The sequence below is a fragment of the Klebsiella michiganensis genome, from assembly GCA_000963575.1.
In the GTDB taxonomy this organism is placed as follows: domain Bacteria; phylum Pseudomonadota; class Gammaproteobacteria; order Enterobacterales; family Enterobacteriaceae; genus Cedecea; species Cedecea michiganensis_A.
This window is the reverse complement of the sequence record CP011077.1, coordinates 3810775-3835581: the sequence shown is the minus strand read 5'-3', so window position 1 is coordinate 3835581 and position 24807 is coordinate 3810775. Positions and strand designations below refer to the sequence as shown.

General features: G+C 53.3%; 16 protein-coding genes, 2 tRNA genes and 3 rRNA genes. 13 read left to right on the top strand and 8 right to left on the bottom strand.

Features of this window, described 5'->3' with window-relative positions; translation table 11 throughout:
* Positions 1–2: 2 nt before the first annotated feature.
* The gene (gene fadB / locus VW41_17680) at positions 3–2192 is read right to left on the bottom strand and encodes a multifunctional fatty acid oxidation complex subunit alpha (GenBank protein AJZ90722.1); all 2190 of its coding nucleotides are present in this window, start codon (positions 2190–2192) and stop codon (positions 3–5) included.
* Positions 2193–2382: 190 nt separating this feature from the next.
* Between fadB and VW41_17675 the strand changes: the two genes are divergently transcribed.
* The 10 genes from VW41_17675 (at position 2383) to VW41_17630 (ending at position 13580) form a co-directional block, all read left to right on the top strand.
* Complete coding sequence (locus tag VW41_17675; GenBank protein ID AJZ90721.1) at positions 2383–3714, top strand: proline dipeptidase; 1332 nt, start codon at positions 2383–2385, stop codon at positions 3712–3714.
* The gene (locus VW41_17670; GenBank protein AJZ90720.1) at positions 3714–4328 is read left to right on the top strand and encodes a hypothetical protein; all 615 of its coding nucleotides are present in this window, start codon (positions 3714–3716) and stop codon (positions 4326–4328) included. Before VW41_17675 ends, VW41_17670 begins: the two co-directional genes overlap by 1 nt.
* 41 nt (positions 4329–4369) lie before the next feature.
* On the top strand, positions 4370–5821 hold the full coding sequence (locus tag VW41_17665; protein ID AJZ90719.1) for a potassium transporter: 1452 nt from the start codon (positions 4370–4372) through the stop codon (positions 5819–5821).
* Positions 5822–5832: 11 nt separating this feature from the next.
* Positions 5833–6366, top strand: coding sequence for a protoporphyrinogen oxidase (gene hemG, locus VW41_17660; GenBank protein ID AJZ90718.1), 534 nt, complete (start codon positions 5833–5835; stop codon positions 6364–6366).
* 362 nt (positions 6367–6728) lie between these two features.
* Positions 6729–8279, top strand: a 16S ribosomal RNA gene (locus VW41_17655).
* Between the two features lie 59 nt (positions 8280–8338).
* Positions 8339–8415 (top strand) — tRNA-Ile (locus tag VW41_17650).
* 113 nt (positions 8416–8528) lie between these two features.
* Positions 8529–8604, top strand: a tRNA-Ala gene (locus VW41_17645).
* Between the two features lie 187 nt (positions 8605–8791).
* Positions 8792–11724, top strand: a 23S ribosomal RNA gene (locus tag VW41_17640).
* 72 nt (positions 11725–11796) lie between these two features.
* Positions 11797–11912, top strand: a 5S ribosomal RNA gene (locus VW41_17635).
* The 16S, 23S and 5S rRNA genes sit together here with 2 tRNA genes alongside, the layout of an rRNA operon.
* 369 nt (positions 11913–12281) lie before the next feature.
* The gene (locus VW41_17630) at positions 12282–13580 is read left to right on the top strand and encodes an alpha-ketoglutarate transporter (protein ID AJZ90717.1); all 1299 of its coding nucleotides are present in this window, start codon (positions 12282–12284) and stop codon (positions 13578–13580) included.
* 34 nt (positions 13581–13614) lie between these two features.
* On the opposite strand, the gene pssA is transcribed toward VW41_17630, so the two are convergent.
* From pssA to VW41_17610, 4 genes are all read right to left on the bottom strand, one after another.
* Entirely contained in the window at positions 13615–14970 is a 1356-nt protein-coding gene (gene pssA, locus VW41_17625) for a phosphatidylserine synthase (GenBank protein AJZ90716.1), read from the bottom strand.
* Positions 14971–15084: 114 nt separating this feature from the next.
* Complete coding sequence (locus VW41_17620; protein ID AJZ90715.1) at positions 15085–17745, bottom strand: protein acetyltransferase; 2661 nt, start codon at positions 17743–17745, stop codon at positions 15085–15087.
* A gap of 32 nt (positions 17746–17777) precedes the next feature.
* Complete coding sequence (locus VW41_17615; protein ID AJZ90714.1) at positions 17778–18479, bottom strand: DTW domain-containing protein YfiP; 702 nt, start codon at positions 18477–18479, stop codon at positions 17778–17780.
* A 76-nt stretch (positions 18480–18555) separates the two neighbouring features.
* Positions 18556–18975 (bottom strand): thioredoxin 2, encoded by a 420-nt coding sequence (locus tag VW41_17610; GenBank protein AJZ90713.1) that lies wholly within the window; start codon positions 18973–18975, stop codon positions 18556–18558.
* A gap of 206 nt (positions 18976–19181) precedes the next feature.
* Between VW41_17610 and VW41_17605 the strand changes: the two genes are divergently transcribed.
* Entirely contained in the window at positions 19182–20252 is a 1071-nt protein-coding gene (locus VW41_17605; protein ID AJZ90712.1) for a methyltransferase, read from the top strand.
* Between the two features lie 57 nt (positions 20253–20309).
* On the opposite strand, the gene VW41_17600 is transcribed toward VW41_17605, so the two are convergent.
* Positions 20310–20999 (bottom strand): uracil-DNA glycosylase, encoded by a 690-nt coding sequence (locus tag VW41_17600; protein ID AJZ90711.1) that lies wholly within the window; start codon positions 20997–20999, stop codon positions 20310–20312.
* 319 nt (positions 21000–21318) lie between these two features.
* On the opposite strand from VW41_17600, the gene VW41_17595 reads away from it, so the two are divergent.
* Complete coding sequence (locus VW41_17595) at positions 21319–21702, top strand: autonomous glycyl radical cofactor GrcA (GenBank protein AJZ90710.1); 384 nt, start codon at positions 21319–21321, stop codon at positions 21700–21702.
* A 50-nt stretch (positions 21703–21752) separates the two neighbouring features.
* Here VW41_17595 and VW41_17590 read toward each other — a convergent pair whose 3' ends face one another.
* A complete protein-coding gene (locus VW41_17590) occupies positions 21753–22340 on the bottom strand; it encodes an amino acid transporter (GenBank protein AJZ90709.1) in 588 nt (195 codons plus the stop codon).
* Between the two features lie 104 nt (positions 22341–22444).
* Here VW41_17590 and VW41_17585 point away from each other — a divergent pair, with 104 nt between their 5' ends.
* Positions 22445–23329 carry a LysR family transcriptional regulator gene (locus tag VW41_17585; GenBank protein AJZ90708.1) on the top strand — a complete coding sequence of 295 codons (885 nt, stop codon included), beginning with the start codon at positions 22445–22447 and terminating at the stop codon, positions 23327–23329.
* Between the two features lie 28 nt (positions 23330–23357).
* Here VW41_17585 and VW41_17580 read toward each other — a convergent pair whose 3' ends face one another.
* Positions 23358–24695, bottom strand: coding sequence for an ATP-dependent RNA helicase SrmB (locus VW41_17580; GenBank protein ID AJZ90707.1), 1338 nt, complete (start codon positions 24693–24695; stop codon positions 23358–23360).
* Positions 24696–24807 lie beyond the last annotated feature (112 nt).

Sequence of the window (24807 nt, the reverse complement as noted above, 5' to 3'; positions counted from 1 at the left end):
CCTCAGGCGCTTTTCAGATCGCTGGCCGGGCGAGCTGGCTCGACCGGGGGATAGTAGGGCTCGTTGCGTGATGCTTTGGCCTTAAGGCCTTCAGGCACGACGTACAGCGGGCCGAGATTTTGATACTGCTGCGCCATATCGAAATACTTCGCGCTGCCCAGGGTGTCCAGCCAGCGGAACGCACCGCCGTGGAACGGAGGGAAACCGAGGCCGTATACCAGTGCCATATCGGCTTCCGCCGGGCTGGCAATCACGCCTTCTTCGAGGCAGCGAACCACTTCGTTGACCATTGGGATCATCATGCGAGCGATAATTTCTTCCTCGCTGAAGCTGCGCTTAGGCTGGCTCACATCTGCCAGCAGGCCATCAACAGCTTCGTCCTGCTCTTTGCGCGGTTTGCCTTTGCTGTCTTCTTTAAAGCGGTAGAAGCCCTGCTGTGTTTTCTGGCCGTAGCGTCCGGCATCAAACAGAACGTCAATCGCATCGCGGTAATCTTTGCTCATACGCTGCGGGAAGCCTGAGGCCATTACCGCCTGTGCGTGATGGGCGGTATCAATCCCGACCACATCCAGCAGGTAAGCCGGGCCCATTGGCCAGCCGAACTGTTTTTCCATCACTTTATCGATCTGCCGGAAATCTGCGCCGTCGCGAAGCAGCTGGCTAAAGCCTGCAAAGTAAGGGAACAGCACGCGGTTTACGAAGAAGCCCGGGCAGTCATTTACCACAATAGGGGTTTTGCCCATCTTGCTTGCCCATGCCACAACTTTGGCGAGGGTAGCGTCTGAGGTTTTTTCTCCGCGAATGACTTCAACCAGCGGCATGCGGTGAACCGGGTTGAAGAAGTGCATCCCGCAGAAGTTTTCCGGACGTTTCAGCACGCTTGCCAGTTCGCTAATCGGGATGGTGGAGGTGTTGGAGGCCAGCACGGCATCAGGGCGAACTTTATCTTCGGTTTCTGCCAGTACCGCTTTTTTCACTTTCGGGTTTTCAACCACGGCTTCAACAACGACATCTACGCGTTCGAACCCGGCGTATTCCAAAGTTGGCTGAATGGTAGAGATAACCTGAGCCAGCTTCATACCGTCAATTTTGCCGCGCTCAAGCTGTTTGTTCAGCAGCTTGCTGGCTTCATTAATGCCCAGCGCCAGCGACTTCTCGTTAATGTCTTTCATTAACACCGGCACGCCTTTCCAGGCTGACTGATAGGCAATACCGCCGCCCATAATACCCGCGCCGAGTACGGCTGCGTGTTGAGGTGTTTCGATATCTTTGGTGAGTTTTTTCGCTTTGGCTTTGACGAACTGATCGTTCAGGAAGATGCCAACCAGCGCGCGGGCTTCATTGGAGCGAGCCAGCGGCACAAAACTTTGGGTTTCCAGCTTCAGGGCTTCATCGCGGCCAAGACCTGCGGCGGCTTCAATGGTTTTTACTGCGGTCATCGGGGCTGGATAATGCTTCCCGGCGATCTGCGCCACCATGCCTTTAGCAATAGTGAAACTCATACCCGCTTCGATTTTACTTAAGCGTAGCGGCTGCAGTTTCGGGGCGCGCTTAGCCTGCCAGTCCAGCTCGCCTTTGATTGCCTGACGAAGGACAGCCAGTGCGCCGTCACGCAGTTTTTCGGTTTTTACCACACCATCAACCAGGCCAAGTTTTTGCGCTTCTGCCGCGCCGACGTCTTTGCCCGCGGTGATAATTTCCAGCGCGCTATCCGCGCCCAATAAACGCGGCAGACGAACGGAGCCGCCGAAGCCTGGCATAATGCCTAGCTTAGTTTCCGGCAGGCCGATGCGGGCGTCTGGCGTCGCCAGGCGATAATCGGTTGCCAGCACGCATTCGCATCCGCCGCCCAGCGCATAGCCATTCACCGCGGCGATGGTTGGGACAGGCAAGTCTTCCAGGCGATTAAACACGCTGTTCGCAAATTGTAGCCAGTGGGTCAGCTGTTCGGCAGGGACCAGGAACAGCGACAGGAATTCGGTAATGTCGGCGCCAACGATGAAGGCGGACTTGCTGGAACTCAGCAGCAGGCCTTTGAGGTTTGGCTGTTTTTCAAGTACGGCCAGCGCTTCGCCGAGGCTGGCGACGGTCGCCGTATCCAGCTTGTTGACGGAGCCGGGGGCATCAAAAACCAGTTCGGCGATGCCGTCTTCCAGCCAGTCGAGATGTAGGGTTTCACCTTGGTAGAGCATGTCAGTCTCCTGAATCCAGCAATGGGATCTGGTCGTACCAGATGAAGCGGAGTGTGGAATTGATGTTAATGAAATGCAAATTTCTCTTTAAATATTTGCAAACCCGATCACAGGCGGCGGAAATAACTCAGTGGTTTGTCCGGTATGCTAAGATGCGATGCGAACAGAGACAAAAACAGAAGGATAAATTATGGAATCACTGGCCGCGCTGTATAAAGATCATGTGGCAACGCTCCAGGAGCGTACCCGCCACGTTCTGGCGCGTTTTAACCTTGATGCATTACTTATTCACTCCGGGGAGCTGTTCAACGTCTTCCTTGATGATCATGCTTATCCGTTTAAAGTGAACCCGCAGTTTAAGGCGTGGGTGCCGGTGACTCAGGTGCCAAATTGCTGGCTGCTGGTGGACGGTGTGAATAAGCCGAAACTGTGGTTCTATCTGCCGGTGGATTACTGGCACAACGTGGAGCCACTGCCGGAATCCTTCTGGACCGATGATATTGAAGTGATCGCGCTGCCAAAAGCCGACGGTATCGGCAGTCAGCTGCCTGCCGCTCGCGGCAACATTGGCTACATTGGCCCGGTGCCAGAGCGTGCCTTGCAACTGGATATCACCCCGGCCAATATCAACCCGAAAGGGGTTATCGACTATCTGCATTATTATCGCGCTTATAAAACGGACTACGAACTGTCCTGCATGCGCGAAGCACAGAAAACGGCAGTCGTCGGCCACCGCGCTGCGCACGAAGCCTTCTTGTCCGGCATGAGCGAGTTCGACATCAACATCGCTTACCTGACGGCGACTGGCCACCGCGATACCGATGTGCCGTATGGCAATATCGTGGCGCTCAATGAGCATGCTTCGGTGCTGCACTACACCAAGCTGGATCACCGTGTTCCTGCCGAAATTCGCAGCTTCCTGCTGGATGCTGGGGCAGAATATAACGGCTATGCCGCAGACCTGACGCGTACCTGGACGACCCAAAGCGACAGCGATTTTGCTCACCTGATTAAAGACGTGAATGAAGAGCAACTGGCGCTTATTGACACGATGAAGTCCGGCGTGCGCTACACCGACTACCACATCCAGTTCCATCAGCGGCTGGCCAAGCTGCTGCGCCGTCACAAGCTGGTGAACGACATCAGCGAAGAGGCGATGCTGGAAGCAGGGATCACTACGCCGTTCATGCCGCACGGCATTGGGCATCCGCTGGGTCTGCAGGTTCACGACGTAGCCGGGTTTATGCAGGATGATACCGGGACGCACCTCGCGGCGCCTTCACAGCATCCTTACCTGCGCTGTACCCGCGTACTGGAACCTCGCATGGTGTTGACCATCGAGCCTGGCTTGTACTTCATTGAATCACTGCTGGCGCCGTGGCGTGAAGGGCAGTACAGCAAGCACTTCGACTGGAAGCGCATTGAAGCCCTGAAGCCGTTTGGTGGCATTCGTATTGAAGATAACGTCGTTATCTATGAAAACAGTACCGAAAACATGACGCGTAACCTGAAGCTCGCGTAATGGAAAGCTGGCCAATCCCCGCTGAGCCTGTCACGGTCAGCGAGGAGATTAAGAAAAGCCGCTTTATTACCCTTGTCGCCCACACGGACGGGGTAATAGCGGCGAAAGCGTTTGTTGAGAAGGTCCGGGCCGAACACCCGGACGCTCGCCACCATTGCTGGGCGTGGGTTGCTGGTGCACCGGATGACTCGCAGCAGCTAGGTTTCTCAGATGACGGCGAACCTGCCGGCACCGCAGGGAAACCTATGCTGGCTCAGCTGATGGGGAAAGGCATTGGTGAAATTACGGCGGTTGTGGTGCGCTATTACGGTGGGGTGAAGCTGGGCACGGGTGGCCTGGTGAAAGCCTATGGCGGCGGCGTACAGTTGGCGCTAAACCAGCTTCTGACAGTGCTCAAAGTGCCGTTAACCGAATATACTTTGCAGTGCGACTATTCGCAGTTGGCCGGTGTGGAAGCGCTGCTCAAGCAAAGTGATGGCCTTATCGTGGAAAGCGATTTTCAGGTCACTGTTGCTATGCGCCTGGCATTACCACAAACCCAGGTGGCTGCCTTTAGTGCCAGGCTGAGTGACTTTAGCCGTGGTGCGTTGCATTTATTGCCGTTTGAACAATAATCCCACCTCGTTATTTATAGATATTTAAGGAAGCGGCTGAAATGCATTTTCGCGCCATTACCCGAATCGTTGGCCTGTTGGTTATCCTCTTTTCCGGAACCATGATACTCCCCGGCTTAGTGGCTCTAATCTATCGCGATGGTGCTGGCCGCGCCTTTACCCAAACGTTCTTTGTTGCTCTGGCAATAGGCTCTCTGCTGTGGTGGCCGAACCGTCGCGAGAAAAGAGATCTCAAACCGAAGGAAGGTTTCCTGATCGTGGTCCTGTTCTGGACCGTACTGGGCAGCGTCGGTGCGCTGCCGTTTGTCTTCGCCGAGCGACCAAATCTGACCGTAACAGATGCCTTTTTTGAATCCTTTTCTGGCCTGACAACGACCGGGGCGACAACGCTGGTGGGGCTGGACTCTTTACCTCACGCGATTCTCTTTTATCGGCAAATGCTGCAATGGTTCGGCGGGATGGGGATCATCGTTCTGGCGGTGGCTATCTTGCCTATTCTTGGCGTCGGTGGGCTGCAGCTGTACCGGGCAGAAATGCCGGGGCCGCTAAAAGATAACAAAATGCGCCCGCGTATTGCCGAAACGGCAAAAACGCTGTGGCTTATTTATGTCCTGCTGACGATTGCATGCGCGCTGGCGCTTTGGTTCGCGGGGATGCCGGCGTTTGACGCTATCGGGCATAGCTTCTCTACTATCGCGATTGGTGGCTTCTCGACACATGATGCGAGCGTGGGTTACTTCAATAGCCCAACCATCAATACCATCATCGCTATCTTCCTGCTGATCTCCGGCTGTAACTATAGCCTGCACTTCTCACTCCTTAGCGGGCGCAGCCTCAAGGTGTACTGGCGCGACCCGGAATTTCGGATGTTTATCGGCGTGCAGTTATCGCTGGTTCTGGTCTGCACGCTGGTGCTTTGGTTCCACAATACCTACCAGTCAGCCTGGCAGACGTTGAACCAGGCTTTCTTTCAGGTCGTATCGATGGCCACCACAGCAGGCTTTACCACGGATAGTATTGCTCGCTGGCCACTATTCTTGCCGGTATTGCTGCTCTGCTCTGCGTTTATTGGCGGCTGTGCCGGGTCTACCGGTGGTGGCCTGAAAGTGATTCGAATCCTGCTGCTGTTTAAGCAAGGCAACCGCGAGCTAAAGCGTTTGGTGCATCCGAATGCGGTTTACAGCATCAAACTGGGGAACCGGGCTCTGCCGGAACGAATTCTTGAAGCCGTATGGGGATTCTTCTCTGCCTATGCGCTGGTGTTTATCGTCAGTATGTTGGCCATCATCGCGACCGGTGTCGATGACTTCTCGGCCTTTGCTTCCGTTGCGGCAACGCTCAATAACCTCGGCCCGGGCCTTGGCGTCGTTGCCGACAACTTTGCCAGCATGAATCCCGTGGCCAAATGGATCCTGATCGTGAATATGCTGTTTGGCCGCCTGGAAGTGTTTACCCTGTTAGTACTGTTCACGCCTACTTTCTGGCGCGAGTAACCGGAGCCTGTGTGAAAACCTTAATTCTGTTTTCGACCCGAGATGGTCAAACTCGTGAAATTGCTTCTTATATTTCTTCTGAACTGAAAGAGCTGGGTGTTGAGAGTGATGTGGTCAATCTCCATCGCTGCGAGGAAATCGCCTGGGCTAATTACGACCGGGTGATCATTGGCGCCTCTATTCGTTACGGACATTTTCATGCCTCCGTTGAGGCGTTTGTGAAAAAGTATCAGCTGCAGTTGAAGGAGCGCGCGAGTGCATTTTTCGCGGTCAACCTTGTTGCCCGTAAACCTGAGAAGCGTTCGCCGCAGACAAACCCTTATACCCGCAAGTTTTTGCTTAACTCGGTTTGGCAGCCTGACCATTGCGCCGTGTTTGCTGGTGCATTACGTTACCCGCGTTATGGCTGGCTGGACCGCTTCATGATCCGCTTAATTATGAAAATGACCGACGGTGAAACTGACACAAGTAAAGAAGTGGTTTATACCGATTGGCCGCAGGTAGCCCGATTTGCCCACGAAATTGCACACTTAAACACCAAATAGCGTTGTAAATAAGCGGGTTGGCGAAAAAGAATGCGGTCGGAAAGTTTTTTTAAATAAACGCTTGTCACCGCCGAAGAACTCCCTATAATGCGCCTCCACTGACACGGAACAACGGCTTGCAAAGCGGCGTGTCAGGCGGAGTGAAGCGAAAAATAAATGCTTGACTACGCAGCGGGAAAGCGTAATATGCACAGCCCGCGCTACTGAGAAAGTAGCACTGCTCTTTAACAATTTATCAGACAATCTGTGTGGGCACTCGCAGGATTGATATCTCAGCATCTTCGGATGCAAACAAATATCAAGTCTTGAAGAGTGACTACTGATTTTATAAACAGTTTTAATTCTTTGAGCATCAAACACTTTTAAATTGAAGAGTTTGATCATGGCTCAGATTGAACGCTGGCGGCAGGCCTAACACATGCAAGTCGAGCGGTAGCACGGGGAGCTTGCTCCTGGGTGACGAGCGGCGGACGGGTGAGTAATGTCTGGGGATCTGCCTGATGGAGGGGGATAACTACTGGAAACGGTAGCTAATACCGCATAACGTCGCAAGACCAAAGAGGGGGACCTTCGGGCCTCTTGCCATCAGATGAACCCAGATGGGATTAGCTAGTAGGTGGGGTAATGGCTCACCTAGGCGACGATCCCTAGCTGGTCTGAGAGGATGACCAGCCACACTGGAACTGAGACACGGTCCAGACTCCTACGGGAGGCAGCAGTGGGGAATATTGCACAATGGGCGCAAGCCTGATGCAGCCATGCCGCGTGTATGAAGAAGGCCTTCGGGTTGTAAAGTACTTTCAGCGAGGAGGAAGGCATTAAGGTTAATAACCTTAGTGATTGACGTTACTCGCAGAAGAAGCACCGGCTAACTCCGTGCCAGCAGCCGCGGTAATACGGAGGGTGCAAGCGTTAATCGGAATTACTGGGCGTAAAGCGCACGCAGGCGGTTTGTTAAGTCGGATGTGAAATCCCCGGGCTCAACCTGGGAACTGCATTCGAAACTGGCAAGCTTGAGTCTTGTAGAGGGGGGTAGAATTCCAGGTGTAGCGGTGAAATGCGTAGAGATCTGGAGGAATACCGGTGGCGAAGGCGGCCCCCTGGACAAAGACTGACGCTCAGGTGCGAAAGCGTGGGGAGCAAACAGGATTAGATACCCTGGTAGTCCACGCCGTAAACGATGTCGACTTGGAGGTTGTGCCCTTGAGGCGTGGCTTCCGGAGCTAACGCGTTAAGTCGACCGCCTGGGGAGTACGGCCGCAAGGTTAAAACTCAAATGAATTGACGGGGGCCCGCACAAGCGGTGGAGCATGTGGTTTAATTCGATGCAACGCGAAGAACCTTACCTACTCTTGACATCCAGAGAACTTTCCAGAGATGGATTGGTGCCTTCGGGAACTCTGAGACAGGTGCTGCATGGCTGTCGTCAGCTCGTGTTGTGAAATGTTGGGTTAAGTCCCGCAACGAGCGCAACCCTTATCCTTTGTTGCCAGCGGTTCGGCCGGGAACTCAAAGGAGACTGCCAGTGATAAACTGGAGGAAGGTGGGGATGACGTCAAGTCATCATGGCCCTTACGAGTAGGGCTACACACGTGCTACAATGGCGCATACAAAGAGAAGCGACCTCGCGAGAGCAAGCGGACCTCATAAAGTGCGTCGTAGTCCGGATTGGAGTCTGCAACTCGACTCCATGAAGTCGGAATCGCTAGTAATCGTAGATCAGAATGCTACGGTGAATACGTTCCCGGGCCTTGTACACACCGCCCGTCACACCATGGGAGTGGGTTGCAAAAGAAGTAGGTAGCTTAACCTTCGGGAGGGCGCTTACCACTTTGTGATTCATGACTGGGGTGAAGTCGTAACAAGGTAACCGTAGGGGAACCTGCGGTTGGATCACCTCCTTACCTAATAGATACAACCCGCGTAGTGCTCACACAGATTGTCTGATAGAAAACGAGCAGTAAAACCTTATAGGCTTGTAGCTCAGGTGGTTAGAGCGCACCCCTGATAAGGGTGAGGTCGGTGGTTCAAGTCCACTCAGGCCTACCAAATTTTCCCCTGTTCTGCGTTGCACCTCAGATTCGCATACTTAAGTATGTGTCGCTAAGTTGCGCCTTGACCAGATGAAAATTAACGGTAATCAAAGGTTTTACGAAATCGATGGGGCTATAGCTCAGCTGGGAGAGCGCCTGCCTTGCACGCAGGAGGTCAGCGGTTCGATCCCGCTTAGCTCCACCATCATTTCGCGCACAAAACTTACTTCAGAGTGTACCGGTGACGGTGTACTGCGAAGTATTTGCTCTTTAACAATCCGGAACAAGCTGAAAATTGAAACGACATGTCGTCTCGTTCTTCCGTAATAAAGAATGAGGTTAAGACATGTTCGAGTCTCTCAAATTTTCATAATCTGAAGTGAAACATCTTCGGGTTGTGAGGTTAAGCGACTAAGCGTACACGGTGGATGCCCTGGCAGTCAGAGGCGATGAAGGACGTGCTAATCTGCGATAAGCGTCGGTAAGGTGATATGAACCGTTATAGCCGGCGATTTCCGAATGGGGAAACCCAGTGTGATTCGTCACACTATCATTGCGTGAATACATAGCGTAATGAAGCGAACCGGGGGAACTGAAACATCTAAGTACCCCGAGGAAAAGAAATCAACCGAGATTCCCCCAGTAGCGGCGAGCGAACGGGGAGCAGCCCAGAACCTGAATCAGTTTGTGTGTTAGTGGAAGCGTCTGGAAAGTCGCAGGGTACAGGGTGATACTCCCGTACACTAAAATGCACATACTGTGAGTTCGAAGAGTAGGGCGGGACACGTGGTATCCTGTCTGAATATGGGGGGACCATCCTCCAAGGCTAAATACTCCTGACTGACCGATAGTGAACCAGTACCGTGAGGGAAAGGCGAAAAGAACCCCGGCGAGGGGAGTGAAAAAGAACCTGAAACCGTGTACGTACAAGCAGTGGGAGCCTCTTTATGGGGTGACTGCGTACCTTTTGTATAATGGGTCAGCGACTTATATTCTGTAGCAAGGTTAACCGTATAGGGGAGCCGCAGGGAAACCGAGTCTTAACTGGGCGTTAAGTTGCAGGGTATAGACCCGAAACCCGGTGATCTAGCCATGGGCAGGTTGAAGGTTGGGTAACACTAACTGGAGGACCGAACCGACTAATGTTGAAAAATTAGCGGATGACTTGTGGCTGGGGGTGAAAGGCCAATCAAACCGGGAGATAGCTGGTTCTCCCCGAAAGCTATTTAGGTAGCGCCTCGTGAACTCATCTTCGGGGGTAGAGCACTGTTTCGGCTAGGGGGCCATCCCGGCTTACCAACCCGATGCAAACTACGAATACCGAAGAATGTTATCACGGGAGACACACGGCGGGTGCTAACGTCCGTCGTGAAGAGGGAAACAACCCAGACCGCCAGCTAAGGTCCCAAAGTCATGGTTAAGTGGGAAACGATGTGGGAAGGCACAGACAGCCAGGATGTTGGCTTAGAAGCAGCCATCATTTAAAGAAAGCGTAATAGCTCACTGGTCGAGTCGGCCTGCGCGGAAGATGTAACGGGGCTAAACCATGCACCGAAGCTGCGGCAGCGACACTATGTGTTGTTGGGTAGGGGAGCGTTCTGTAAGCCGTTGAAGGTGAACTGTGAGGTTTGCTGGAGGTATCAGAAGTGCGAATGCTGACATAAGTAACGATAAAGCGGGTGAAAAGCCCGCTCGCCGGAAGACCAAGGGTTCCTGTCCAACGTTAATCGGGGCAGGGTGAGTCGACCCCTAAGGCGAGGCCGAAAGGCGTAGTCGATGGGAAACAGGTTAATATTCCTGTACTTGGTGTTACTGCGAAGGGGGGACGGAGAAGGCTATGTTAGCCGGGCGACGGTTGTCCCGGTTTAAGCATGTAGGCGGGAAGTTTAGGTAAATCCGGACTTCTGTTAACGCTGAGGTGTGATGACGAGGCACTACGGTGCTGAAGTAACAAATGCCCTGCTTCCAGGAAAAGCCTCTAAGCATCAGGTAACATTAAATCGTACCCCAAACCGACACAGGTGGTCAGGTAGAGAATACCAAGGCGCTTGAGAGAACTCGGGTGAAGGAACTAGGCAAAATGGTGCCGTAACTTCGGGAGAAGGCACGCTGTCGGTAAGTGAAACCCCTCGCGGGTGGAGCTGAAGGCAGTCGAAGATACCAGCTGGCTGCAACTGTTTATTAAAAACACAGCACTGTGCAAACACGAAAGTGGACGTATACGGTGTGACGCCTGCCCGGTGCCGGAAGGTTAATTGATGGGGTTATCCGTAAGGAGAAGCTCTTGATCGAAGCCCCGGTAAACGGCGGCCGTAACTATAACGGTCCTAAGGTAGCGAAATTCCTTGTCGGGTAAGTTCCGACCTGCACGAATGGCGTAATGATGGCCAGGCTGTCTCCACCCGAGACTCAGTGAAATTGAAATCGCTGTGAAGATGCAGTGTACCCGCGGCAAGACGGAAAGACCCCGTGAACCTTTACTATAGCTTGACACTGAACATTGAGCCTTGATGTGTAGGATAGGTGGGAGGCTTTGAAGCGTGGACGTCAGTCTGCGTGGAGCCAACCTTGAAATACCACCCTTTAATGTTTGATGTTCTAACGTAGACCCGTGATCCGGGTTGCGGACAGTGTCTGGTGGGTAGTTTGACTGGGGCGGTCTCCTCCTAAAGCGTAACGGAGGAGCACGAAGGTTAGCTAATCACGGTCGGACATCGTGAGGTTAGTGCAAAGGCATAAGCTAGCTTGACTGCGAGAGTGACGGCTCGAGCAGGTGCGAAAGCAGGTCTTAGTGATCCGGTGGTTCTGAATGGAAGGGCCATCGCTCAACGGATAAAAGGTACTCCGGGGATAACAGGCTGATACCGCCCAAGAGTTCATATCGACGGCGGTGTTTGGCACCTCGATGTCGGCTCATCACATCCTGGGGCTGAAGTAGGTCCCAAGGGTATGGCTGTTCGCCATTTAAAGTGGTACGCGAGCTGGGTTTAGAACGTCGTGAGACAGTTCGGTCCCTATCTGCCGTGGGCGCTGGAGAATTGAGGGGGGCTGCTCCTAGTACGAGAGGACCGGAGTGGACGCATCACTGGTGTTCGGGTTGTCATGCCAATGGCATTGCCCGGTAGCTAAATGCGGAAAAGATAAGCGCTGAAAGCATCTAAGCGCGAAACTTGCCCCGAGATGAGTTCTCCCTGACTCCTTGAGAGTCCTGAAGGAACGTTGAAGACTACGACGTTGATAGGCTGGGTGTGTAAGCGTAGCGATACGTTGAGCTAACCAGTACTAATGATCCGTGAGGCTTAACCTTACAACACCGAAGGTGTTTTTAGAGAGAGATTTTCAGCTTAGTTCAGGATTATATTGATGGTCACGAAGTGACGGTCAATAACAGAATTTGCCTGGCGGCCGTAGCGCGGTGGTCCCACCTGACCCCATGCCGAACTCAGAAGTGAAACGCCGTAGCGCCGATGGTAGTGTGGGGTCTCCCCATGCGAGAGTAGGGAACTGCCAGGCATCAAATAAAACATCAAGGCCACCTTAACGGGTGGCCTTTTTGTTTTGTCTGCTGTTTGTCGGGGAACGCTCTCCTGAGCAGGACAAATCCGTCGGGAACGGATTTGCACAGCCGGAGGCTGCCCGGAGGGTGACGGGCAGGAAAGCCCGGCATACAACTGCCAGGCATCAAATTAAGCAATAACCCCGACCGAAAGGCCGGGGTTTTTTGCTTTTTAAACCATACTTTTCGCAAAAATCTCAGCCTGCTCACAAAAGCCAATGTAACAACTCCGCAACAAGATACTTCGCCTCACAAAATTTCTTTCTCCTGCTTTGCTGGATCCTGGGCTATTAGACCCATTCAGGAAGACAGGAGAAGAAAATAAAATGATTGAAACAACAAGCGAAGCAAACGCTGTTCCGTCGGCGGCTGATACCCGTCGTCGCGTCTGGGCCATTGTTGGCGCTTCATCGGGAAATCTGGTTGAGTGGTTTGATTTTTATGTGTACTCATTCTGCTCACTCTATTTTGCACATATCTTTTTCCCAACGGGAAACACCACGACTCAGCTGCTACAAACCGCCGGCGTGTTTGCCGCTGGTTTTCTGATGCGGCCGATTGGTGGCTGGTTATTCGGCTATATCGCAGACAAACATGGCCGCAAAAACTCGATGCTGATCTCCGTTTGCATGATGTGCTTTGGTTCATTGGTGATTGCCTGCTTGCCGGGATATGCCACCATTGGTACATGGGCCCCGGCGTTATTACTTTTAGCTCGTCTGTTCCAGGGCTTATCCGTGGGAGGAGAATACGGTACCAGTGCAACTTACATGAGTGAGGTGGCGGTCGAAGGTCGTAAAGGTTTCTATGCCTCATTCCAGTACGTTACGCTCATTGGCGGGCAGTTGGCCGCTTTACTTGTTGTGGTTGTTCTCCAGCAAGTGCTAAGTGATGAAGATTTACGTAGTTGGGGATGGAGAATTCCCTTTGCGATTGGGGCCGTACTGGCGATTGTTGCTCTTTATCTTCGCCGTTCTCTGGACGAAACATCGGACAAAGCGACCCGCGAGCACAAGGATGCCGGTACGCTCTCCGGGCTGTGGAAAAATAAAAAGGCCTTTATTATGGTGCTGGGCTTCACCGCCGGCGGCTCCCTGGCTTTCTATACCTTCACCACCTATATGCAGAAATACCTGGTGAATACCGCAGGGATGCATGCTAATACGGCCAGCGCGTTGATGACCTTTGCGCTGTTTATCTTCATGGTACTTCAGCCATTTTTCGGTGCGCTGTCGGATAAAATTGGTCGCCGTAGTTCTATGCTCTGCTTTGGTGGGCTGGCAGCGGTGCTGACTGTGCCTATTTTGACGGCATTGCAGAATGTTAGCTCACCGTATGCGGCCTTTGCTCTGGTGATGGCGGCGATGCTGATTGTCAGTTTTTACACTTCAATCAGCGGCATCCTGAAGGCGGAAATGTTCCCGCCGGAAGTCCGTGCCCTGGGCGTAGGTCTGTCTTACGCGGTGGCAAACGCCTTGTTTGGCGGCTCTGCGGAATATGTCGCCTTATCACTCAAATCTATGGGCAGCGAAACGACTTTCTTCTGGTATGTCTCTGGCATGGGGGCGCTGGCATTTGCTGTTTCTCTGCTACTGCACCGCAAAGGGAAAGGGATCAAGCTCTAGAAAGAAAAAGCCCTGCAGTGCAGGGCTTAAACGTTTAGAGAATACGGCTTATTAGTCGGTCGATGCGGATACGACGCAAGCGGCGAATCAGCTTGCGAACTTTCACCGGATATTCGGCGATGCTTTGCAGATCTCGATAGTGCTTAACAACCGTTGTATGGGTGCGGATAAGCTCCAGCTCTCTGGTGCGAATGCCCTCAAGCTCTCTTTTTGGATCGTGAATCAGCAGGGCATTTTCCAAATCCAGGCGCCACGCGCGGGGATTAAGGTTATTCCCGGTCAGCAGCATCCACTCGTTGTCCACCCACATGCCTTTCAGGTGGTAGCTGTTATCCCCATCTTTCCACAAACGCACAATCAGCTGCCCGGTATTCACATAATATTGCAGGCGGCTGAGGAAGCGGCGCAGATTAATTTCATAGAGGTAAGGCAGCGCACCGATAATCTTAAACGGTTGATCTTCCGGAATATAGAAATCATTAGCCGTCTTATCGCCAACGATAATCTCTACCTGTTTACCGTCCCGCAGCAGTTGAATGATATTGCGGACCAGCACTGCCGGCAGGTTGAAGTATGGCGTGCAGATAGTGAGCTTCTGCTCCGCACAAGGCATAAGATGGAAAATGGTTTTATTCAGCAGACTGGATTTCCCCAGCCCGACCAGCGGCGTAACCGACAGCTGAGTGTTATCCGCATCACCGTGGAAGATAAAGTTAGCGTCACGCAATTCCTGGCGGAAAAGGCGGATATCGTTTTTGATTTCTGGGCTTTTTACGCGTTCGGCGACATCCAGACGATGAACCGCCCGGCCATTCACCAGATTCTGGTTAACCCAGCCATACATGATGTCAGCCAGAGAGCGGTTACGGATGATTTGGTAGCGGTCATAGCGATATTTATCATGCTGATGCAGATAAACATCATTGAGGCTGGCACCACTATAGATGACGCTGTCATCAATAATAAAGCCTTTGAAATGCAACACGCCGAGGGCTTCGCGAGTATTGACGGGAACGCCGTAGACCGGAACCTTCACATCAGGGAACTGCTCGGCCATGCGGTGATACCAGTCCGCATTGGTGTTGGCTGCGGCAACACCAATACGTCCGCGCTGGGCACGGTGCCAGTCAACCAGAACGGAAACATCCAAATCCGGCCGCTGCTGTTTGGCTTGATAAAGCGCGGACAGAATTCCCTTGCCGCCGTCATCCTGTTCAAGATACAACGCAATAATGCAAATACGCTGCGTTGCGCTGGCGATTTTTTTCAACAGCGTTTCGCGGAAATCCGCTGGGGAGAACAGGGTTTCTACATCATCAACTGATTGAGAAAGCTTCGGTAACTGGGCAAGGTGTTGTTGATGTTTATTACGCTTAAATTTAGACAACATCACAGTGCTTATCTTCTCTCTTCATTGGATGGCCTTCTGCAAAATCCAGACGTCAGAACCTGCTGATAATACCACTACTGCTACGCAAAGTGAGTATGTTTTCCAGTACCTTACTCACGAATCTACGCTTTTGCCCAGCGGTAGCGTCAGACTTACAATGCCATCTTCCAGCTGAATATCGACGCTGAAACCCAGTTTGCGGGCCAGGGTAACCATGCCCTGGTTGTTCGGCATCGTGATGCCGTTTAGCCGCTGGAGGCCGTGTTGTCTTGTGTAATCGATGAGCTTAGTCAATAAGCGACGGCCCAGCCCGAGGCCTTTCAGGTCGGAGCGAACCAGCACGGCGAACTCGGCATCAACGTTATCGGGATCTGAAATGGCGCGCGTGACGCCAAGGATCTCATCGCTGCCTTTTATTTTTCTGACGGCAACAAACGCCATTTCTCGATCGTAGTCGATCTGCGTCATATTGGCTAAATCTTCGTGGGTAAATTCATTGATCTCGCTGAAATAGCGATAGTAGAGATCCTCTTTTGTTACCTGCGCAATAAACCGCTGCAACTGAGGTTCGTCTTCGGGCAGGATAGGCCGGAACAGGCAGTGGTCGCCGTTCTTAAGCTGCACCAGTTCCTCAAGCTGATGAGGATAAGGACGCACGGCCAGCCTGGCATCCGCATCACCAGTAAACTCGGCTAATTCCAGCGTGACATCCAGCAGGGTGAACTCACTGCCGGACGCCAGCAATGGATGAATATCGAGTCTTACTATCTCCGGGCAATCAACGACCAGGTTAGATACTTGCACCAGAACTTCGCTGATCCCGGCGATATCCAGCGGGCGTAATGCGCTCCGGCTCCGGATCTTGCCGCTTTTGATCGCCTGAATAACAAGGTATCGGGCCAGGTTCATGTTCAGCGGCGGAAGGGCAACCGCCGCCTGCCGCTCGGGCCGCCATTCTACGCCACCTTCGCCCAGCATGATCAATGGGCCAAACACAGGATCGTGCTCAACGACGACCCGTAACTCCTGCGCGCCCGCTCGGTTTGCCATGCTTTGCACCAGCAGGCCGTGAATGCGTGCCTGGGGCCAGGCCATTTTTACGCGGTCGATGATGGCTTCGGCGGCCTGCTGCACTTCACTGGCCGTTCGCAAATAGAGCATAACGCCCTGAACTTCCGACTTGTGGGGAATATCCGGAGAACGAAGCTTTAATGCGACGGGATAACCAATTTGCTCGGCGATGTGTACCGCTTCTGCACTGTCACCTGCAATCCACGTTGGTAAGGTTGTTAAGCCATAAGCTTCCAGCACTGGCCTTACTTCATGGGTATCCAGCGTCGTTGCTCCCTGATGCAGTGCCTGCTGAATAAGATGGTGAGCATCGCTGGTGTTTGCCGTCAGGTTAGCCGGCAAAGCTGGGGTTTCACGCAGTTGCTTCTGATTACGGCGATACTCGACCATGTGCATAAATGCCGTTACCGAGCCTTCTGGCGTTCTGTAAGTCGGTATACCGGCATCGCTAAACAGGCGTCTGGCCTCCTGGGAGGAGTACTCCCCGCACCAGTTGGTGACAATGGTGAGATATTTGCCACGAGGATGCCGCTGTAGCAAATCGATCAGGGCAAGGGCGCTTGCGGTTCCTGGGGCGGCGGCGCTGGGAGAATGAATAACCATTAAGGCATCAAAATCATGGCTATCCAGCAATTTTTCCACGGCCAGCAGGTAACGGCCGGGTGTGGCATCATCACGCAGATCTATCGGGTTTCCTGCCTCAACGCCAGGAGGCAGGACTCCCACAAGAGCCTGCATGGTTTCTTCACTTAACGTCGCCAGTTTGCCGTTACGTAGCCATAGCTCATCAAGCGCCAGCGCCGCGGGTGCCGCGCCGTTACTGACAATCATCAACCGTTCACCGCGTAAAGGTCGCATATGGCTGAGAGTTTCTACGGCGGAGAAAAGTTCATGCGTGTCCTGTACCCGGAGCAAACCCGCTCGTTGTATCGCCGCGTCCCAGGCTGCATCCAGTCCTGGATGGGTTTTCAGTAGCGTTTGCGCTTTGCTGCTGCGCCCGCTTTTGATGACCAGAATCGGCTTGTTACGCGAGGCGCTTCTTGCGGCGGAAACAAAGCGTCGGGCATCGCTTAGATGTTCGAGATACAGCAGGATAGCGCTGGTTTTCGTATCTCTGGTCAGGTAATCCAGCAGTTCATCCACGTCGATATCCAGGCTATCGCCGAGCGCGATAAACCAGGAGAACCCCATTTCACGCTGCTGGGCCCAGTCCAGAATGGTGTTGGACACCGCGGCTGACTGAGAAATAAACGCCAGCTTGCCTTTTTGGATAGGGACAGGGGAGAAACTGGCATTTAACCCCTGCCACGGAGCCAGGAGGCCAAGGCTGTTCGGCCCAAGCAGGCGAATGTGCCAGCGTGCGGCACAGGCCAGCAATTCAGGCAATTGCTCAGGCGGAGCAGATAAGATAATGCAGGCCTTGCAGCCTTTACTGCCCAGCGCTTCAAGCAGCGTAAGATTGCGTCGGGAATTCGTACAGATAATCGCGAGGTCGGGGGCCAAAGGCAGACTGGCAATATCCGGCCAGGCAAGTACCCCGCAAACGGCTTTATGCGTCGGCGTCACCGGCATTACCGGGCCGTTAAATCCGCCAGCAAGCAAGTTGCGCATCATTAAATAACCGGCGCGGTCGGTTTTTGCCGAAGCGCCGATGACGGCAATGGATTTTGGACGCAGCAGCGCTTCCAGGCCTCGTTGACTCACGACTCTCTCCCCTGAGTGATATTCAGGAGAGTCTAAACGTTTTCTTCCACTTCTGCTGTGACGCTGCCCTGATGATGGGGTTTCCCGGCCAGATAGCGCTCGCGGAAAAGGGTGAAGTGCCGGGTCAGTCCTGCGGAAGCGACCGTATCGCCCGCCAGTTCCAGTAAGGCCGCGGCGACTTCTGCGGTGCAATACTGACCGTCCGCATGGGCTTCGCGCAGGCGATAAGCTGAGGTAATACTTAAATCTACGGAAATCACCGGCAGCGCATCGAGATAAGGGCTTTTACGGAACATTTTGCGCGCTTCAGTCCAGGTGCCATCAAGCATGATAAACAGCGGTGGCTTGCCGGCCATCGGCGGCGTGGTCAGGACTTGCCGATCGCTATCTGCATAAGAGGCGGGGAATACCACCATCGGTTGGTAATCCGGGTTAGCAACGAGATCCAGTAGCGCCTGAGGTGGCTCCGTGCGTGACCATTGAAATGCTTCGGTTTCCGGTAAAATATCGGCAATGAGCCGCCCGGTATTACTCGGTTTCATGGGTTCGGTGTCAAACATCACCAGGCAAAAGCGGCTGCGGGCAGGTTGCGGCTGAAGTGTCTCGCACAGGCAATTTTTTAACGGCAGCAGGCAGCGTTGGCAGCGACGGACGCGATTACCACGGGCGAGAAAAGGGCGAGTCGCGCGAGCCAGACGGGCTGCACGAAGGCGAAGAACGGCGTTTTCGATCATTAATGAAGGGAGCCTGGCTAAAAACGCTATTCTATCGTAGATAGCGAGAGGGGGCTTAAAAAATGCCCCCTCAGAATCAGATATTTTCGTCCAGCCAGCTATCAAACGGGGCTTTGGGCATGGCGCCATTCAGCATGTCGACGACCTGGCCATTTTTGAAAATCATAATGGTTGGAATGCTTCTGATGCGAAAACGGGCGCTCAGCTCCTGCTCGGCTTCGGTGTTGACCTTCACGAAGCGAACTTTTCCGCTGCGCTCTTCGGCAACATCTTCAAAAATAGGGGCGAAGTTAACGCATGGCCCGCACCAGGGCGCCCAAAAATCAACCACAACCGGGAGCTCATCTTTCAGGAGTTTATCCAGCGTTGCCGCCGTGGCGTTGACGACGTCACCGTCAAACAGTTCATGACCGCAGCGACCGCACTTTGCACCGTCATCGATACGGTCGTCAGGAATGCGGTTAATGGCCTGGCAGTCGGCACAAACGGTATTCATAACTAACCTCAAAGAGAATGATTGAAATTGGTGCCAGGCACCGCGGATGTTTCAAATATGTTACATATTATCGGCGAAGATGGGGAGGCCAACAAAGTGATTTATTCGATGAGTACAATAGTTTTTAGCTTTTAAGCAAAGTTAATGGCTAACCCATGGCACATCAGGTAATCTGCGCGCTTCGCGCTCAGCCAGGTGGAGGAACAATGAACGACGAATTTAAAGGTAAAAGCGGCAAGGTCAAAGTGATGTATGTCCGCGGTGACGACGAAAGCGAACAGCGCAGCCAAAACCCGCGTACCGGGAAAGGTGGTGGGCGTCCTGCCGGTGCGTCACGTGGTGAAGGCGGCGGTCGCCGTCAGGCTCGTCACGATGATAAACCTCGCGGCGGGCGCGATCGTAATGAACGTAGCGACAGAGGGGATCGCGGTGAAGCGGCCTCTCCATGGCGTACGGTTTCCCGTGCCCCGGTAGACACTTCACTGTCGGCTTCTGACAATGAAGGTACAACTAAGCACATCGTTGATCCGGAAGTGATTCGCCGCCAGCGCGCCGAAGAAGCCCGTGTGTACGGTGAGAATGCTTGTCAGGCGCTGTTCCAGAGCCGCCCGGAAAGCATCGTGCGTGCCTGGTTTATCCAGAGCGTCACGCCTCGTTTTAAAGAAGCGCTTCGCTGGATGGCTGCAAATCGCAAGGCTTACCACGTAGTGGATGATGCCGAGCTGACAAAAGCCTCCGGCACGGAACACCACGGTGGCGTTTGCTTCATTATTAAAAAACGCAGCGGCATCAGCGTGCAGTCCTGGCTGAACAAAGCCGGGGAAGAAGACTGCGTCCTGGCGCTGGAAGACGTGGGTAACCCACACAACCTCGGCGGCATTATGCGCAGCTGCGCACACTTCGGCGTGAAAGGCTTGTTGATTCAGGATGCCTCTCTGCTGGAGTCCGGAGCGGCAATTCGTACCGCAGAAGGTGGGGCTGAGCACGTTGTGGCGATCAGCGGCGAGACGTTTGGCGATGGGCTGGAAGCTTTCCGTAAAGCTGGCTATACCATCGTGACAACTTCCAGCCATCAGGGCACTCCGCTGTACAAAGCTGAGCTGCCGAAGAAAATGGTGCTGGTGCTGGGCCAGGAACGTGATGGCGTTTCCGACACCACTTTTGAAAGCGCAGATATGAGCGTAGCCATTGAAGGCACCGGCAACGTTGAAAGTCTCAACGTATCCGTAGCGACCGGCGTACTGCTGGGTGAATGGTGGCGTCAGAACAAGGCGTAAAACGTTCTCTCGTTTTAAAAAAACCAGCGTAATCGCTGGTTTTTTTTCGTCCTGGTTTTAGCCATTTTCCTGTGGCAGCTGCGGCATCCAGTCGATGGGCGATTCTCCGCGCCCGGCCAGATACTCATTTGCCTTAACGAAATGTCCACAGCCAAGAAAACCGCGATGTGCAGAAAGCGGAGACGGGTGTGGGGCGGTCAGGACGTGGTGACGCTGGCGATCGATAATGCTGCCTTTGCGCTGGGCATGAGCGCCCCAGAGCAGGAACACCACGCCTTCCCGGTGTTCATTAATGAGTGCAATAACCTTGTCGGTAAAAGTCTCCCAGCCAAAATTAGCGTGGGAATGCGCTTTGCTCGCTTCGACGGTAAGTACCGTATTGAGCAGTAACACGCCCTGCCGGGCCCAGCTTTCAAGATAGCCGTGCGTGGGGCGAGTAAAGCCAGGCACAGAAGCCTCCAGCTCTTTATACATATTGACCAGCGAAGGCGGGGGCGCAATGCCTGGACGGACGGAGAAAGAGAGCCCGTGCGCCTGACCGGGCCCGTGATAGGGATCCTGCCCCAGAATCACTACTTTGACATCACCCAGTTCGGTAAAACGGAAAGCGTTGAAAACGTCCTTTTGCGGAGGATAAACGGTCACGCCCGCTGCGCGCTCTGCCGCGACGGCGCTGAGCGTATTGGTAAAGTAGGGCTGCTGTTTCTCTTCTGCCAGCACGTCGTGCCAGGTGAGGTGGGTGGTCATCTCGCTCTCCCGCGAATCTGTATTGCCCGATAGCTTAACTGCTTCTTCCTCATGAGCAAAATAGTGTGTGGCATCAATGCGCTACGGCCCTAAATAAAGTTGAAGATTTACAAAAGTTTTTGCGTTTCGCTGATGGGCTAAGTTGATGTAAAACAAATAAAACCGGCTAAAGCCATTTTTAGCGTGTGGATTTAATTGATTTAAGTCAAAGAATCACGCCTGGCGGACTGATATAAGAACAACAAAGCAACAAAGGTTTTACCAATGAGCCAGAGAGCTGGCCCAAAGAATCAGCACGTTACCCTGAGGGAGAAATAAAATGATTACTGGTATCCAAATTACAAAAGCGGCAAATGACGAACTTCTGAACTCTTTCTGGCTGCTCGACAGTGAAAAAGGCGAAGCTCGCTGCGTGTGCGCGAAAGCAGGTTTTGCGGAAGATGAAGTGGTCGCGGTCAGTAAACTGGGGCAGTTTGAATACCGTGAAATTCCAATGGAAGTAAAACCTGAAGTTCGCGTTGAAGGTGGGCAGCACCTGAACGTTAACGTCCTGCGTCGTGAAACGCTGGAAGATGCGGTTAAGCATCCGGAAAAGTATCCACAGCTGACCATTCGTGTTTCCGGTTACGCGGTGCGCTTTAACTCTCTGACTCCGGAACAGCAGCGCGACGTGATCACTCGTACCTTTACTGAAAGCCTGTAATTCAGCGTCTGCCGTAATCAATAAAGAGCGCCTTATGGCGCTCTTTCACGTTAAAAAACAATTCTCACCGCACAGTAAACCAGCATCAGTGCCAGGATAATGTTCAGCGAGCGTCCAAAGCGCTGAAATACCTTCTGGAATAAATGGCCAGCCAGCGCCCAGCAAAGATTCCCCAAACTTCCTATTGCCGCCAGTACCACGCTCATTCCCACGATGCCGCTCATCTCCGTCGTATACGGCAGGACAAAAGTCGACAGGGCGGTGATGCCGTAGAGGATTATTTTTACATTTAAGAACTGCAGGCCGAAACTAGCCCAGAAGCCTATTGGCTGAACGTGGGTCGCCGATCCAGGCGGCTGGCTGGTGGCTATCTTCAGCGCCAGCCACAGAATGTAAATCGCACCCACCCAGCTAAGAACGCGAGTAAAACCGGGATCGAGGCTGACGAGTGAGAAAGCAATCCCCGCGCAGATCAGCATGATTATCAGAAATCCAAGGCTCATGCCCGCCAGCACGCGGGTGCTTTGCTGCAGCCCGTGATGGGTAGCAATACTCAGCGCCAGAATATTGTTAGGGCCAGGCGTCAGGGCGGTAATCAGGGTGTATGTCCAAAAAGCGCTAAAGAAAATGGCGATCACTTGAGTTCTCCTGTGTTTTCGCTGAGAGTACGCAAAGCAGAAGATTTAAAAAAATGAATGTTTCTACACTCTGAATTCGATAGTTTCGATGTATTGGAGGCTGGATGGATTTACGTCGGTTTGTCACGTTAAAAACGGTGGTTGAGGAGGGGTCGTTCCTGCTGGCCTCTCAAAAACTGTGCTGCACGCAGTCGACGGTCACTTTTCACATTCAGCAGCTTGAGCAGGAACTTTCGCTTCAGCTGTTTGAAAAAATTGGCCGACGGATGCGTTTAACCGAAAGCGGTAAAAAGCTCATGCCCCACGTTTATGAGCTGACGCGCGTCATCGATACTATCAGACAGGCCGCCAGACAGGATGCGGAGCCAGAGGGTGAACTCAGGGTTGCCAGCGGTGAAACATTGCTGGCGTACAAAATGCCGAATGTACTGCAGCGTTTTAAAGAAAGGGCACCAAAGGTAAAGCTCTCTCTGCAGTCGCTGAACTGTTACACCATTCGTGATGCGCTGCTGGACGATCGCGTCGATCTGGGCGTGTATTATCGGGTTGGAAATGATGAGGCGTTACATATGCAGGCTATCGGCGAGCCATCGCTGGTGCTGGTGGCGTCTCCGGCGCTGAAAGATATCGATTTTCTGGCGCCGGACAGGCATATCCCGGTCAGTTTTGTGATCAATGAACCTCAGTGCGTATTTAGGCTGATCTTTGAAGAACAGCTGAGAAAGCGCAGGATCACGCTGGAAAATACTATCGAGCTCTGGAGTATAGAAAGCATTAAGCAGTGCGTCGCGGCAAACCTGGGGGTGAGTTTCCTGCCTCGTTTCACCGTTGAAAAGGAGCTGTTATCCGGTGAGCTGGTGGAGCTGGCGTTTAGCGAGCAGCGGTTAACGCTTAACGCGATTTGCGCGCACCACGCGGGGAAGGTGGTCAGTCCGGCGATGAAGATTTTTATGGCGTGTTTGCAGGAAAACGCCGGGCCGGGACAATAAAAAACGCCGGGATTTCCCGGCGTGAGTGTTATTCGTCGACTTTCGGCGACGCTGTCGTCGCTGCCGAACTTGGCTGGCGGCGCTTACCGACGTTTTTCTTGTCGCGATGGCGGACTTTAACGCGCGGTTTCTCTTTGTCTTTCTCTTTCTTTTTCTCTTCGCGCTTAGCCAGCACTTTCTTCGATGGCTTACCGGTCAGTTTCTCGCTTGGTGCGCGGGTGGTTGGGCGCAGTTCGTCGATAACGCGGGATTTCAGCGGCTCTTTCATGTAGCGGGTAATTTTACCCAGCAGCAGATGATCGTGTGCTTCAACCAGCGAGATCGCGGTTCCTTTCATGCCTGCGCGGCCAGTACGACCGATACGGTGCAGGTAGATGTCCGCCGTACGCGGCAGGTCAAAGTTGAACACATGGCTAACGTCAGGAATATCGATCCCACGGGCTGCAACGTCGGTGGCGACCAGAACGTTAACGCGACCATCGGTCAGGCGCTTGATGGCTTCGTTACGCTTGGCCTGTACCATTTCGCCTTCGAGATAGCAGGTGTTGATGCCCGCTTCGCGCAGCCAGGCAACCAGCTCATGCACACGCTCGCGCTTACGCACAAAGGCGATAGAGCGGGTGGTATCCGGCTGGTTCAGCAAATGAACGAGTAATTTTGTTTTGTGCTCAACGTCATCAGCGCGGTAGTACCACTGATGGATCTTCTTGCGTTCACGAGTGGACGGCGTGGCGGAAACTTCAACCGGATCTTCCAGCAGGCGCTCTGCAAAATCTTTAACCGCGTTGCCTTCCAGGGTCGCGGAAAACAGCATGGTCTGTTTACGCCAGCGGGTTTCCGCTGCAATGGTTTCAATGTCCTGAGCAAAACCCATGTCCAGCATGCGGTCTGCTTCATCAAGGATCAGCGTTTCAACCGCGCGGCAGTCGAAGTTCTCTTCCTTGATGTATTGCAGCAGTCGGCCGGTGGTCGCGACCACGATATCCTGATTCTCGCTGAAAACCTCAGCGTGGTTCATATAAGCTACGCCACCGGTAATCGTGGCGATATCCAGATGGGTATGTTTTGCCAGTTCACGCGCGTGGTCGGCGACCTGCATCGCGAGTTCGCGGGTCGGCGTTACGATCAGAATACGCGGCGGGCCAGATTTCTTACGAGGAAAGTCGACCAGATGCTGTAGCGCTGGCAGCAGGTAAGCTGCGGTTTTACCGGTACCCGTTGGTGCTGAACCCAGCACATCGCGCCCTTCAAGTGCAGGAGGAATGGCCGCAGCCTGGATGGCTGTCGGGCGAGTAAAGCCCTTCTCCTGGAGCGCGTCCAAAAGGCTTTCATCAAGTTCGAGTTCGGAAAAAGTGCTTACAGTCATGGTCTACCTCTATTTGGGACGCCGATTATAGACGTTATGCCTGCGATCTTCATCTGTTTGTGTCTTTCCGTGGTCGCTCGTTTCACTTATGCTACGGCGGTTTCTTTGCAAG